Origin of the sequence: Marinobacter sp. NFXS11 (genome assembly GCF_040148675.1) — a bacterium.
In the GTDB taxonomy this organism is placed as follows: domain Bacteria; phylum Pseudomonadota; class Gammaproteobacteria; order Pseudomonadales; family Oleiphilaceae; genus Marinobacter.
Genome location: NZ_JAGDDV010000002.1, coordinates 30,015 through 43,170, shown reverse-complemented (window position 1 = coordinate 43,170; position 13,156 = coordinate 30,015). Strand labels below are relative to the sequence as shown.

At 57.5% G+C, this 13,156-nt stretch carries 12 protein-coding genes and 1 tRNA gene; 12 read left to right on the top strand and 1 reads right to left on the bottom strand.

Going from position 1 to position 13,156, the window contains the following annotated elements:
- The first annotated feature begins 3 nt into the window (after window positions 1–3).
- Window positions 4–483 carry a transcription elongation factor GreA gene (gene greA / locus J3362_RS09320; RefSeq protein WP_349519305.1) on the top strand — a complete coding sequence of 160 codons (480 nt, stop codon included), beginning with the start codon at window positions 4–6 and terminating at the stop codon, window positions 481–483.
- Between the two features lie 77 nt (window positions 484–560).
- Here greA and yhbY read toward each other — a convergent pair whose 3' ends face one another.
- Window positions 561–872, bottom strand: coding sequence for a ribosome assembly RNA-binding protein YhbY (gene yhbY, locus J3362_RS09315; protein WP_008171523.1), 312 nt, complete (start codon window positions 870–872; stop codon window positions 561–563).
- Window positions 873–1,258: 386 nt separating this feature from the next.
- Between yhbY and ftsH the strand changes: the two genes are divergently transcribed.
- The 11 genes from ftsH (at window position 1,259) to truB (ending at window position 13,079) form a co-directional block, all read left to right on the top strand.
- Window positions 1,259–3,202 carry an ATP-dependent zinc metalloprotease FtsH gene (ftsH, locus tag J3362_RS09310; RefSeq protein ID WP_349519303.1) on the top strand — a complete coding sequence of 648 codons (1,944 nt, stop codon included), beginning with the start codon at window positions 1,259–1,261 and terminating at the stop codon, window positions 3,200–3,202.
- 95 nt (window positions 3,203–3,297) lie between these two features.
- Window positions 3,298–4,128: a dihydropteroate synthase gene (gene folP / locus J3362_RS09305; protein WP_349519302.1), complete on the top strand. Its 831-nt coding sequence runs from the start codon at window positions 3,298–3,300 to the stop codon at window positions 4,126–4,128.
- Window positions 4,128–5,471, top strand: coding sequence for a phosphoglucosamine mutase (gene glmM / locus J3362_RS09300; protein ID WP_008171529.1), 1,344 nt, complete (start codon window positions 4,128–4,130; stop codon window positions 5,469–5,471). Before folP ends, glmM begins: the two co-directional genes overlap by 1 nt.
- A 75-nt stretch (window positions 5,472–5,546) precedes the next feature.
- A complete protein-coding gene (tpiA, locus tag J3362_RS09295) occupies window positions 5,547–6,305 on the top strand; it encodes a triose-phosphate isomerase (RefSeq protein ID WP_349519301.1) in 759 nt (252 codons plus the stop codon).
- A 24-nt stretch (window positions 6,306–6,329) separates the two neighbouring features.
- Window positions 6,330–6,710: a preprotein translocase subunit SecG gene (gene secG / locus J3362_RS09290; protein WP_349519300.1), complete on the top strand. Its 381-nt coding sequence runs from the start codon at window positions 6,330–6,332 to the stop codon at window positions 6,708–6,710.
- A gap of 7 nt (window positions 6,711–6,717) precedes the next feature.
- Window positions 6,718–6,802, top strand: a tRNA-Leu gene (locus J3362_RS09285).
- Between the two features lie 321 nt (window positions 6,803–7,123).
- Window positions 7,124–7,585, top strand: coding sequence for a ribosome maturation factor RimP (rimP, locus tag J3362_RS09280; RefSeq protein WP_088559066.1), 462 nt, complete (start codon window positions 7,124–7,126; stop codon window positions 7,583–7,585).
- A gap of 55 nt (window positions 7,586–7,640) precedes the next feature.
- Window positions 7,641–9,134, top strand: a complete 1,494-nt coding sequence (gene nusA / locus J3362_RS09275) for a transcription termination factor NusA (RefSeq protein WP_349519299.1) — start codon at window positions 7,641–7,643, stop codon at window positions 9,132–9,134.
- An 18-nt stretch (window positions 9,135–9,152) separates the two neighbouring features.
- Entirely contained in the window at window positions 9,153–11,690 is a 2,538-nt protein-coding gene (infB, locus tag J3362_RS09270) for a translation initiation factor IF-2 (RefSeq protein ID WP_349519298.1), read from the top strand.
- A gap of 25 nt (window positions 11,691–11,715) precedes the next feature.
- The gene (rbfA, locus tag J3362_RS09265) at window positions 11,716–12,141 is read left to right on the top strand and encodes a 30S ribosome-binding factor RbfA (protein ID WP_349519297.1); all 426 of its coding nucleotides are present in this window, start codon (window positions 11,716–11,718) and stop codon (window positions 12,139–12,141) included.
- Window positions 12,138–13,079 carry a tRNA pseudouridine(55) synthase TruB gene (truB, locus tag J3362_RS09260; RefSeq protein ID WP_349519296.1) on the top strand — a complete coding sequence of 314 codons (942 nt, stop codon included), beginning with the start codon at window positions 12,138–12,140 and terminating at the stop codon, window positions 13,077–13,079. Before rbfA ends, truB begins: the two co-directional genes overlap by 4 nt.
- The last annotated feature ends 77 nt before the right edge of the window (window positions 13,080–13,156 follow it).

Below are 13,156 nucleotides of genomic sequence, written 5' to 3'. Positions count from 1 at the left end.
ACTATGGCTGACAGAGTACCGATGACAAAGGCGGGCGAGACCCGCCTCCGCGAGGAGCTTCAGAAGCTGAAGTCCGAGGATCGTCCCCGGGTTATTGCGGCGATTGCCGACGCCCGGGAGCACGGCGACCTGAAAGAGAACGCTGAATATCATGCTGCCCGTGAGCAGCAGAGCTTTATTGAAGGGCGCATTCAGGAAATCGAGGGCAAACTTTCAGCCGCTCAGGTAATCGATGTGACCACCATGGAGAATACCGGCAGGGTAATCTTCGGTACCACGGTGCACCTGCTCAACATGGATACGGACGAACAGGTGACCTACAAGATCGTTGGTGAGGACGAGGCGGATATCAAGGCAGGCAAGCTGTCGATTTCCTCACCGATTGCGCGGGCGCTGGTTGGCAAGAGCGAGGGCGATGTGGTGGCAATTCGCGTGCCTTCCGGTACTGTGGAATACGAGATCGAGCAAGTCGAATACGTCTGATTTCGTCTCTTGCAAACAAAAAGCCGGCTCGGGTTTCCCGCAGCCGGCTTTTTGTTTCTGGATTCCGGGCGACCGGATCAGTGCTTGTGGCGCAACAGGTTGGAGAGCTTGGGGTTGGGCTTCTTGGCCCGACGCAGTATCACGGCGATCTTACCGATGGTCTGGACCAGTTCAGCGCCAGACGATTCGCACAGCGCAGTAATCGCTTCGTGCCTGGTTTCCCGATCCTGGCTCGCCACCTTGATCTTGATCAGCTCATGATCATTCAGTGCGCGCTCAAGTTCTTCCTGCAGCCCCTCGGAAAGGCCTTTGTCGCCAACAATGATGACGGGCTTGAGGTTGTGGGCAATCGCCCGGTATTCCCGGCGCTGTTCCGGTGAAAGACTCATGATGTAATCTCTTTATTGGTGCAATTAACAAAAGGTCAGCGGCGGAAAGGCTGACTTGAACGTATAATCGCCAAATTGTAACAGATCGTTCCGCTGTAAGAATGGCCGTTAACACGTATCGACGTGGGGTCGGCAACCAGAAGGAACCAACCCGGGTGGCAAGGGTCAAAAGGTTCGCGGAAATGGGGGCGTATTGAGGGTTGCTGTTGTAATTTCAGATATGGCGCCCAATATGAATGTTAAGGCGACTTTTCATTAAAAAACTGTGTGCTGCGTGTGGCCGATACGGATGGGCCGTTTCTGGTGGACGGGCGTACAATTGGTGTAAGGTGTCAGAAAAGGGTGCTTTGCGAAAGGTTAACCCTACAATTCACAGGTGATGATCCTTGAACGATATGGCAAAAAATCTGGTTCTCTGGCTAATTATAGCCGCCGTGCTGCTGATGGTGTTTCAGAACTTTTCTCCCACCACCACCGGCCAACAAGTCAACTATTCCCAGTTTGTGGAGATGGTCCAGGAAGGCCAGGTCCGTCAGGTCACAATCGATGGGTTGCAGGTTCAGGGTACCCGTGGTGACGGCTCCCAGTTCCAGACAATCCGTCCTCAGGTGTCTGACAACAAGCTGATGGACGATCTGCTCGCGAACAACGTTGAGGTTATCGGTAAGGAGCCTGAGCGCCAGAGCCTGTGGACACAGCTTCTGGTAGCCGCGTTCCCGATACTGATCATCATCGCACTGTTTGTGTTCTTCATGCGCCAGATGCAGGGCGGCGGTGGCGGCAAAGGCCCCATGTCGTTCGGCAAAAGTAAAGCGCGTCTGATGAGCGAAGACCAGATTAAGACCACCTTCGCGGACGTGGCCGGTGTTGATGAAGCCAAGGAAGATGTTAAGGAGCTGGTGGATTTCCTGCGGGATCCCAGCAAATTCCAGCGTCTTGGCGGCAGCATCCCCAAGGGTGTCCTGATGGTTGGTCAGCCGGGTACTGGTAAGACCCTTCTCGCCAAGGCCATTGCCGGCGAAGCCAAGGTGCCGTTCTTCTCCATCTCCGGTTCTGACTTTGTCGAAATGTTCGTGGGCGTGGGTGCTTCCCGGGTTCGTGACATGTTCGAACAGGCCAAGAAACAAAGCCCCTGTATTATTTTCATCGACGAGATCGATGCTGTTGGTCGCCACCGTGGCGCCGGCATGGGTGGCGGTCATGACGAGCGTGAACAGACTCTCAACCAGCTGCTCGTTGAGATGGACGGTTTTGAGGGTAATGAAGGCGTTATCGTAATTGCCGCTACTAACCGTCCCGACGTTCTCGACCCGGCACTGTTGCGCCCGGGCCGTTTCGACCGTCAGGTTGTTGTTGGCCTGCCAGACATCATTGGTCGTGAGCAGATCCTCAAGGTGCACATGAAGAAAGTGCCTCTGGCGGATGGTGTCGAGCCGGTTCTGATTGCCCGTGGCACGCCCGGATTTTCCGGTGCGGACCTCGCCAACCTGGTCAACGAGGCGGCGCTCTTCGCGGCCCGGCGCAACCAGCGCCTGGTGTCCATGGAAGAGTTCGAACTTGCCAAAGACAAGATCATGATGGGCGCCGAGCGCAAGTCCATGGTGATGAGCGAGAAAGAAAAGCGGAATACGGCTTATCACGAGTCGGGCCACGCTATTGTGGGTCGTCTGATGCCGGAGCATGATCCGGTGTACAAGGTGAGCATCATTCCGCGCGGCCGCGCTCTGGGTGTTACCATGTTCCTCCCTGAGGAAGACAAGTACAGCCATAGCAAGCGCTTCCTGATCAGCTCGATCTGCAGTCTGTTCGGTGGTCGCATCGCGGAAGAGCTGACGCTGGGCTTTGATGGTGTGACGACCGGTGCTTCGAACGACATCGAGCGCGCGACCAGTCTGGCCCGCAACATGGTTACCCGCTGGGGTCTGTCCGAGAAGCTGGGCCCGCTGCAGTATGATACCGACAGCGAAGAGCCGTTCCTTGGCCGGTCTGCCGGTCAGTCCCAGACGGTGTACTCACCGGAGACGGCCCAGCGCATCGATGAGGAAGTTCGCAACATCATCGACAGCTGCTACGAAAAAGCCAAGCAGATTCTGGTCGATAACCGGGACAAGCTCGACATGATGGCCGACGCGTTGATGAAGTACGAAACCATCGACCGTCACCAGATTGATGACATCATGGAAGGCCGCACACCTCGCCCGCCGAAAGGTTGGGGGGACAGTGGTCCCGCTGGTGGCGTCAAGGCCGACGAGCCTGAGACGTCGCCGGAGCCAAAGGCTTCCGATGACGGTCGTCATCCCGGCGTTGGCCGGCCGGCCGGAGAACACTGACGGCTAGCAGCTTTTGGTTATAAAAAGAGTGTAGTTCCCTGCGCCGCCCGGATTCCGGGCGGCGTTTGTTTTTGTCATTGTGAAAAAGGTTTGCCATGAAAATGAATTTTGCCGGGCGGGAACTGGATATGTCCCGCTGCCACGTGATGGGCGTTCTGAATGTAACACCGGATTCGTTTTCCGATGGTGGCCAATTTAACCGGCCGGATGCGGCTTTGGTACGGGCCAGGCAGATGGTTGCCAATGGCGCCACGTTTATCGACATCGGTGGCGAATCCACGCGGCCGGGCGCCACGCCCGTGTCGTTGCAGGAAGAGTTGGACCGCGTCTGCCCGGTGGTTGAGGCGGCAGCCCGGGAGCTCGATGCGGTTATCTCGGTAGACACCAGTGCGCCGGAAGTGATGGCTGAGACGGCAAAACTCGGGGCCGGCCTGATCAATGATGTGCGGGCCCTGCAACGTGACGGTGCTCCGGAAGTGGCTGCAAAAGCGGGCATACCGGTTTGCATCATGCATATCCAGGGGGAGCCGGATACCATGCAGGATCGCCCCGAGTACCGGAATGTGCGTCGGGAAGTCAGTGCTTTTCTGACCGAGCGCATCCGCGTTGCGGAGCACGCCGGGGTTCGCCCTGAAAACATCCTGCTTGATCCCGGCTTCGGTTTTGGGAAAAGCCTCGAACATAACCTGCAGTTGCTGGCCTCCCTTGAGCAGATGCATATCCTGGGGCATCCCCTGCTGGTTGGCGTTTCCCGGAAGTCCATGTTGGGTCATATCACTGGGCGTGAGGTGAATGAAAGGTTGCCTGCGAGCCTTGCGGCCGCGACAATAGCGGCCATGAAGGGTGCCAGTATTATTCGTGTGCACGATGTCAGGGAAACAGTGGACGCTATCCGCGTGGTGGCGGCAGTGAAGGAGGCAGGTTAATGTCCGAGAGAAAGTACTTTGGTACCGACGGTATTCGCGGGCACGTGGGTGAATTTCCGATAACGCCGGAGTTCATGCTGAAACTTGGCTGGGCTGCGGGCCAGGCCTTCAAGCGCGATGGTCAGCGCAACAGCGTACTGATCGGCAAGGATACCCGGCTGTCCGGTTACATGTTCGAATCCGCCCTGGAGGCCGGCCTTGCGGCGGCGGGTGTCGATGTAAAACTGCTCGGTCCGATGCCAACGCCGGCGATCGCCTACCTGACTCGCACCTTTCGCGCTTCGGCCGGCATTGTGATCAGCGCCTCCCACAATCCCCACCACGACAACGGTATCAAGTTCTTCTCGGCGGCCGGCACCAAGCTGGACGATGCTCTTGAAGCCGAGATTGAGCGCTGGCTGGACAAGCCCATTGAGGTTTGTGGCCCGACTGAGCTGGGCAAGGCCTCCCGCGTTGACGACGCGCCGGGCCGGTATGTGGAATTCTGCAAGAGCACTGTGCCCAATGAGTTTACGCTCGACGGCATGAATATCGTATTGGACTGTGCCCATGGCGCCACCTATCACGTGGCCCCCAAGGTATTTCGGGAGCTTGGGGCCAAGGTTTCGGTTATCGGTGGCGATCCCGATGGGCTCAATATCAACCTTAACGTTGGCTCCACTCATCTGCAGGCGCTCAAGGCAGCAGTGATCGAAAAAAACGCTGATCTGGGGATCGCATTCGATGGGGATGGCGATCGGGTTCTGATGGTGGATCGGGACGGATCCGAGGTGGACGGCGATGAGCTGCTCTACGTCATCGCGTCCCAACGCTTTGCCGAGGATCGCCTGAAAGGCGGTGTGGTAGGTACGCTGATGACCAATTTGGGTGTCGAGCTTGCTTTGAATGAAATCGGAATCGAGTTCGAGCGTGCAAAAGTCGGCGACCGGTACGTGATGGAGCGGCTGCTCGCCAACAACTGGGTGCTCGGTGGCGAAGGTTCTGGCCACATGGTTATCCGCGACTGCACCAGTACCGGTGATGGTATTGTTTCGGCGCTGCAGGTCCTTCTTTCAGTGTGGAAGTCCGGGAAAACCCTTGCGGATCTGCGGAAGGGGATGAGCAAGCTCCCTCAGAAAATGATCAACGTTCGGGTGGCGCAACGTTTCGATCCGTTCAGTCGTGATGATATCGTGGCTGCGGTGCGCAAGGCCGAAACCGAGCTGGGCAGTTCAGGAAGGATTCTGTTGAGAGCCTCTGGCACAGAGCCGCTGATTCGTGTGATGGCGGAGGGGCAGGACGCCAGCGAGATTCTTCGGGTAGTCGAGGAACTGGCAAAAGTTGTGGAGAAATCCACCGCTTAATTTTGTGTTTTCAGGCGGTTGTCTGCCGGGAGGGAGTACTGTATAGTTCGCCCTCCCTAACGTTCGGGAACTGTTATGCGTCGTAAGATTGTAGCCGGAAACTGGAAAATGAACGGGTCGAAAGACCTTGCACAAACGCTGGTCAGCGATGTGCGATCCCAGGCGGCCTCTCTTGATAATGGCGTCGAGGTTGTTATTATTCCTCCCGCAATTTACGTCGGAGAAGTAGCCGCCAATGCAGGCGATCTCCTCTCAGTCGGCGTTCAGAACGTGGGGCAGTGGGCTTCCGGAGCCTATACCGGAGAGATCTCTGCCGAGATGGCGAGGGATCAGGGTTGCCAGTACGCGCTGGTCGGGCATTCCGAGCGTCGTCAGATCTTCGGTGAAACCGATGAGATGGTGGCCGAAAAAGTCGGTCGCATCGTTGCCGGCGGACTGTATGCCGTAGTTTGTGTCGGCGAGACTCTGGAAGAGCGTGAGGCTGGCAAGGCTGAATCGGTGGTCGCGGCCCAGGTCAGAAACGGTCTGGCAGCGGTGTCGGCGGATCAGTGGCGGCAAGTGGTCGTGGCCTACGAACCCGTCTGGGCCATTGGTACCGGCAAGACTGCGACCGCGCAGGATGCCCAGGCAATGCATGCCTCGATCCGGAAGGTGCTGTCAGAGATAGGCGCGCCAGCCGATGAGATATCCCTGCTTTACGGGGGGAGTGTAAAAGCGGATAATGCAGCCGCTCTTTTCGCCGAGCCGGATATTGACGGCGGTTTGATCGGCGGAGCGTCGCTCATTGCACAGGATTTTATAAGTATTTGCCGGAGTGTTCCGGCGGGTACCTGAATTTAAAGGTTCGCGAGAGTCGTTATGGATTGGGTAGAAACACTGGTAGTCGTTGTGCACGTGGTGATCGCGGTGGCGCTGGTGGGTCTGGTGCTGATCCAGCAGGGCAAGGGCGCTGATGCTGGTGCCGCCTTTGGTGGTGGTGCTTCCCAGACTGTGTTTGGCAGCCAGGGCAGCGGCAGTTTCCTGACCCGCTTTACGACCCTGCTCGCCGTGGTATTTTTTGTAACAAGTTTCTCGCTGGCAATCTTTGCCAAGCAGCGCGCCGAAGTGGCGGGTGAGGCCGGTATTCCTGTTGTTCAGGAATCCAGCAGCCCGGCCCCTGCAGACAGTGCTGCTGACAATGGTGAAGCCGCAGCCAGCGAAACCGAGGGTGGGGAGTCTGATCTTCCCGAACTCGAGTAAGAATGTTGCCCGGGTGGTGAAACTGGTAGACACGCTATCTTGAGGGGGTAGTAGCGAAAGCTGTGCCGGTTCGAGTCCGGCCCCGGGCACCATATTAGAAGAAAAGCGGCTTGGAGTTTCCAGGCCGTTTTTTTTGGTCAGTCCTTGACCAGTCTGCCTGGCGTCTCTATACTCCGGCGGATATTGGGACCTGCCGCGTGTTACTGGCGGGTTTCTGGCAGGCCAGGTGTCTGTCAGCAGGAAGCGGTACACCGTTTTGCTTCCTGCGAGTTCTTGCAACAAAAGGCCCCATTGTAAGGGGCTTTTTGATTAAGGGGCCTGGCGCAAAGGGCCCTGGTGCATAAAAAGGGCTGATAAAACAGCCCTTTTTTTGTTTTTGGGGCCGGTAAATCTGATAACGGAGAAGGCACAACTTGTCAGCCAAGCTTAAGCAACTGGAAGACATTCTTCAGCCTGTAGTGGAAGGTCTGGGGTATGAGTTCTGGGGCATTGAATTCCGCTCGCAGGGCCATCATTCCCTGTTACGGGTGTTTATTGACGATGCTGAAAACGGCATCGGCATCGAAGACTGTGAAAAAGTCAGTCGTCAGATCAGCGGTGTGATGGATGTGGAAGATCCCATCCAGACCGAATACACACTCGAGGTCTCATCCCCGGGGATGGATCGCCCGCTGTTTCGTCTTGAGCAATACGAGGCCTTTGTTGGTCACCAGGTTCAGATTCGTCTCCGGATGGCATTTGAGGGCCGCCGGAAGTTTCAGGGGCTGATCAAAGGCGTAGAGGGTGATGATGTGGTTGTGGTCGTTGATGACCACGAGTATCTGCTGCCATTCGACAGCATTGAAAAAGCCCACATCGTGCCGGTATTTGAGTGAACGATTTGAATAAAGTCCGTGGACGCACAGTTGATTTTAAGGGCAGGGCAATCCAATGAGTAAAGAGATCTTGCTGGTGGTTGAATCCGTCTCGAACGAGAAAGGTGTCGAGAAGGATGTGATCTTTGAGGCGATCGAGCTGGCACTGGCCACCGCTGCCAAAAAGCGCTTTGAAGACGAAGAGGCGGATATCCGCGTATCAATCGACCGGAAAACCGGCGAATACGAAACCTTCCGCCGCTGGCTGGTGGTGGATAATGACGCCGTTCCTGCGCTGGGCACCGAGCTCACCCTGCAGGAAGCCGAGGAAATCGACACGGCCCTGAAGCCTGGCGATATCCACGAGGAGAAAATCGAATCCGAAGCCTTTGGTCGCATCGGCGCCCAGGCTGCCAAGCAGATTATCTTCCAGAAGGTTCGTGAAGCTGAACGTACCAAGATTGTGGACAGCTACCGCGACCGCGTTGGTGAGCTGGTGTCAGGTACCGTTAAGAAGGTTACCCGTGACAACGTGATTGTTGATCTCGGCGCCAATGCAGAAGCGTTGTTGCCGAGGGAATTCCTGATCCCCCGTGAGACGTTCCGAATGGGTGACCGGGTGCGTTCCCTGCTGCTGGAGATCCGTACGGATCACCGCGGTCCCCAGTTGATTCTCAGCCGTACCTCTTCGCAGATGCTCATTGAGCTGTTCCGCATTGAGGTGCCGGAGATTGCTGAAGATCTGATCGAGATCCGCGGTGCTGCCCGCGACCCGGGTTCCAGGGCCAAGATCGCGGTGAAGACCAACGATCGCCGTATTGATCCCGTTGGCGCCTGTGTTGGTATGCGTGGCTCCAGGGTTCAGGCGGTGTCCAATGAGCTGGGCGGTGAGCGTGTCGATATTGTGCTGTGGGACGACAACCCTGCGCAGTTGGTCATCAACGCGATGGCGCCTGCGGAAGTGGCCTCTATCGTGATGGACGAAGACGGGCACACCATGGAAGTGGCAGTGGCGGAAGACAACCTGGCTCAGGCAATCGGCCGTAACGGCCAGAACGTTCGCCTCGCCACCGACCTGACAGGTTGGACCCTGAACGTGATGACCGAGGAAGAAGCCGGTGAGCGTCAGGAACAGGAATACAGCCGGCTCGTCGAGCATTTCATCGGCAACTTGGATGTTGATGAAGAGTTTGCCGGTGTGCTGATCGAAGAAGGCTTTACCTCTATCGAAGAGGTGGCCTATGTGCCGATGGAAGAGATGTTGGCGATCGAAGGCTTTGACGAAGAGACCGTCACCGAGCTGCGCCGTCGTGCCAAGGACGTCCTGCTGAACCAGGCCCTGGCAAGCGAGGAAGCGCTCGAAGGTGCTGAGCCGGCAGAGGATCTTCTGGGAATGGACGGCATGGACCGTAGCCTGGCCTTCAAACTGGCCGGGATGGGTGTGCGCACCATGGAAGATCTGGCAGAGCAGTCGGTTGGCGACCTGCTCGAGATTGAAGGTATGGATGAAGAGCGTGCCGGTCAGCTTATCATGACTGCACGTGCCCCCTGGTTTGAAGACCAGGCTTAATTCGGGAGGAGGACCAGTATGGCTGAAGTAACGGTAAAACAACTGGCCGAAGATGTAGGCGCTCCCGTGGATCGTTTGCTGAAGCAGATTGTGGAGGCTGGCCTGAAAGCCCGCTCCGAGAATGATTCTGTCTCCAGCGATGAGAAGCAGCAGTTGCTGGCCTATTTGAGAAAGACTCACGGTGAGGCTGATGCCGAACCGCGGAAGATTACCCTGAAGCGTAAAACTACCACCACGCTCAAGGCCGGCAAGGCAAAGACCGTCAATGTTGAGGTTCGCAAGCGCCGTACCTATATCAAACGGGCTGAGTTGCAGCCTGAGGCGGAAGCGCCGAAACCGGAAGAGGCGCCAGCACAGCAGCAGCCTGAGCAAGCGCCGGTAGAGGAAGCGCCAAAGGTAGCGGCTGAGCAGGCGCCGCAGCCGGAAGCAGAGAAGCCGGCCGAGGCAGCAACATCAGAGCAGCCGGAACAAACAGAGAAGGCCGAGCCGAAGAAAGAGCCCGAGCCGGTTCCTGCTCCGGAAGATATGCCGATGCCTCCGCCCGAGGGCGATGGCAAGGATCGCAAGCCGAAGAAAAAGAAAGAGAAAGTTCGCGAGCGCGGCGACGAGATCGAAGAGGGCAAGCCGAAGAAGAAGCAGGCTGGCCATCGTGGTCCTCGCAGTCGTCCGGTGGAAGAGCCGCTGGTTATCTCCGAGGATGAGGAAGAGACCACGCTGCGCAAGCCGCTGCGTGCGAAAAAGAAACCCAAAGAGAAGCGTCATGCTTTCGAGAGGCCGACCAAGCCAATGGTCAGAGAAGTAGAGATTCCGGAAACGATTTCTGTCGGCGACCTTGCCCAGCGTATGGCGGTCAAGTCGGCTGATGTTATCAAGACCCTGATGGGCATGGGCGTCATGGCCACCATCAACCAGGCACTGGACCAGGAAACGGCGGTTCTGGTGACCGAGGAACTGGGTCATAAAGCCAAGACCGTCAGCGAAGATGCGTTCGAAGAAGAGGTTCTGAGCGAATTCTCCTTCGAGGGTGGCGAGAAAACCAAGCGGGCGCCGGTTGTGAGCGTGATGGGTCACGTTGACCATGGTAAGACCTCTTTGCTGGACTACATCCGCCGTACCAAGGTGGCCTCCGGTGAATCCGGTGGTATTACCCAGCATATTGGTGCCTACCACGTAGAAACCGATCACGGCATGGTCTCCTTCCTGGATACCCCGGGCCACGCGGCCTTTACCGCCATGCGTGCCCGTGGTGCCCAGTGTACCGATATCGTTATCCTGGTCGTCGCCGCCGATGATGGCGTGATGCCACAGACCAAGGAAGCGGTGCAGCACGCCCGTTCCGCCGGTGTGCCGATCGTTGTTGCCATCAACAAGATGGACAAGGAAGGTGCGGACCCTGATCGAATCAAGAGCGAGCTGGCTGCTCTGGAAGTTGTGCCGGAAGACTGGGGCGGGGACGTTCAGTTCGTCCCTGTTTCCGCTCACACCGGTGACGGCATTGACGCACTGCTTGAGGCCGTCTTGCTGCAGTCCGAAATCCTCGAACTTGAGGCCTCTACGGATGCACCGGCCAAAGGTGTGGTCGTGGAATCCAGCCTTGAACGTGGCCGCGGTTCCGTCGCGACTGTACTGGTACAGAACGGTACCCTGCGTCAGGGCGACATGGTTGTTGCAGGTGCCTATTTTGGTAAGGTCCGGGCGATGACTGACGAAGCCGGCAAGCAAACGAAAGAAGCTGGCCCGTCGATTCCGGTTGAGATCCTCGGCCTGAACGGCACGCCGGACGCCGGTGACGAGTTCTTCGCGGTGGCCGACGAGAAGAAGGCCAAAGAACTGGCCGAGTTCCGCCAGACCCGTGAGCGGGAGCAGCGTCTCCAGCGCCAGCAGGCGGCAAAACTCGAGAACCTGTTCGAGAACATGGGCAAGGACGAGGTCAAAACCCTCAATGTTGTGCTCAAGACCGACGTTCGCGGTTCGCTGGAAGCCATCACCAAGGCCTTGCAAGATCTCGGTAACGATGAGGTACAGGTCAAGATCGTGTCGTCCGGTGTTGGCGGTATTGCCGAGACCGACGTCAGTCTGGCCATGGCAACCAATGCGGTTATCTTCGGTTTCAACGTCCGTGCGGACACGGCGTCCAAGCGCCTGGTTGAGCAGGAAGGTCTGGATCTGCGCTACTACAGCATCATCTACAACCTGATTGATGATGTGAAAGCAGCCCTGACTGGCATGCTGGCACCGGAATTCCGCGAAGATATCGTTGGCATCGCAGACGTGCGTGATGTGTTCCGTTCGCCGAAGTTTGGTCAGGTGGCAGGTTGTATGGTCACCGAAGGCACGGTTTACCGTAACAAGCCGATCCGGGTTCTGCGGGACAACGTGGTTATTTTTGAAGGCGAGCTGGAATCCCTGCGTCGCTTCAAGGACGACGTGCCTGAAGTCCGTAACGGCATGGAGTGCGGTATTGGCGTTAAGGGTTACGACGTAAAAGTCGGCGACCAGATCGAGGTCTTCGATCGCGTCCGGGTCGAGCGCAAGCTTGAGTCCACCGGCGCGTGATGCGCCCGATTTTGAAGGAAGCCTAATGCCAAGAGAGTTCAGTCGTATTGATCGCATCGGCGATCAGATGCAACGGGAACTGGCCCAGCTCATCCAGCGGGAGGTCAAAGACCCGCGGGTGGGCATGGTCACGGTAAACGCAGTCAAGGTCAGTCGTGACCTTGGCTACGCCGATATCTATGTGTCCCTGCTTTCCACCGAAGAGCTGACGGAGGAATCTCCGGAAGTTAAAGAATCGATTTCGGTGCTCAACAAGGCCTCGGGTTTTCTGCGTGGCCAGGTAGGGCGTGCGATGAAGCTGAGGGTTGTGCCCCAGCTGCGGTTCCACTTCGATACCCTGCAGGGCTACAGCCGCAAGATGGACAGCCTGATTCGTGAAGCGGTTGGCGACAAGCCGGCGGTAGACCGGAATGGAGACGAAGACCAGGACGATCCGGAGCGTAACGATTGAGCCGCAGACGCAAGGGCCGTGACGTCAACGGTATTCTGGTCATCGACAAGCCGCTGGGTGTTACCTCCAATGGTATCCTGCAGCAGGTGAAACGCCTGTTCGGGGCAGCCAAGGCGGGCCATACTGGTGCTCTTGATCCCCTGGCCACAGGCGTGTTGCCTCTGTGTTTTGGTGAGGCCACCAAGTTCTCACAGATGATGCTCGATAGCGACAAGGCCTACATTGCCACCGCCCGGCTCGGAATCAAGACCGAGACCGGTGACAGTGAAGGGGCAATCGTTGCCGAGAAACCGGTACCCAGAGGCCTCACTGCCGATGTACTGGAGCCCGTTCTGGACGGTTTCCGGGGTGATATCCAGCAGGTTCCTTCCATGTACTCGGCGCTCAAGCACAAGGGACGTCCGCTTTACGAATACGCCCGCGAAGGTATTGAGGTGGAGCGTCCGGCAAGACCCGTCACCATCTACGAGCTGACGCTCCTGGATATTCGTGAGAATGAGCTCGATATCGCAGTCAGTTGCACCAAGGGTACGTACATTCGCTCACTGGTTGAGGATATTGGCGAAGCCTTGGGTTGCGGAGCGCATGTAACGGCATTGCGCCGTACCATGGCCTCGGGTTTCACCCTGGCTAATGCCCATGCAGTGAGTGATCTCGAGGCGATGCGTGAACGGGATGAGAGCCTCGATGGTCTCCTCGTGGCGCCGGATGCCGCGCTGTCTATGTTCCCCGAGCATCGTCTGGCGGGGCAAGCGCTGGTATCGATCTTGAACGGACAACCGGTTAGAATACCGGGTCAGGCCTATGAAGGCTTCGTGCGTCTCTATGCGAATGAGAGCGCTAACGAAAGTTTCGTGGGGCTGGCAGAAGCATTCCCGGAAGGCGAGCAGACCAATCTGGTCCCGCGCCGACTGGTGAAAAGCAGCGGAAAGCGTTAGGCGCGCCGCTGTCTAGCCGGGCTGTAGAGATGCGCGGTTCGGCCGTATTCGAAAGCATCGCAAACAATGAGGTGAGT

Bases quoted from the DNA above. Each gene is read 5' to 3' on its own strand.
- nusA (WP_349519299.1), top strand. From the start codon at position 7,641: ATGAGTAAAGAGATCTTGCTGGTGGTTGAATCCGTCTCGAACGAGAAA.
- secG (WP_349519300.1), top strand. From the start codon at position 6,330: ATGGATTGGGTAGAAACACTGGTAGTCGTTGTGCACGTGGTGATCGCG.
- tpiA (WP_349519301.1), top strand. From the start codon at position 5,547: ATGCGTCGTAAGATTGTAGCCGGAAACTGGAAAATGAACGGGTCGAAA.
- yhbY (WP_008171523.1), bottom strand. From the start codon at position 872: ATGAGTCTTTCACCGGAACAGCGCCGGGAATACCGGGCGATTGCCCAC.
- folP (WP_349519302.1), top strand. From the start codon at position 3,298: ATGAAAATGAATTTTGCCGGGCGGGAACTGGATATGTCCCGCTGCCAC.
- glmM (WP_008171529.1), top strand. From the start codon at position 4,128: ATGTCCGAGAGAAAGTACTTTGGTACCGACGGTATTCGCGGGCACGTG.
- infB (WP_349519298.1), top strand. From the start codon at position 9,153: ATGGCTGAAGTAACGGTAAAACAACTGGCCGAAGATGTAGGCGCTCCC.
- rbfA (WP_349519297.1), top strand. From the start codon at position 11,716: ATGCCAAGAGAGTTCAGTCGTATTGATCGCATCGGCGATCAGATGCAA.
- greA (WP_349519305.1), top strand. From the start codon at position 4: ATGGCTGACAGAGTACCGATGACAAAGGCGGGCGAGACCCGCCTCCGC.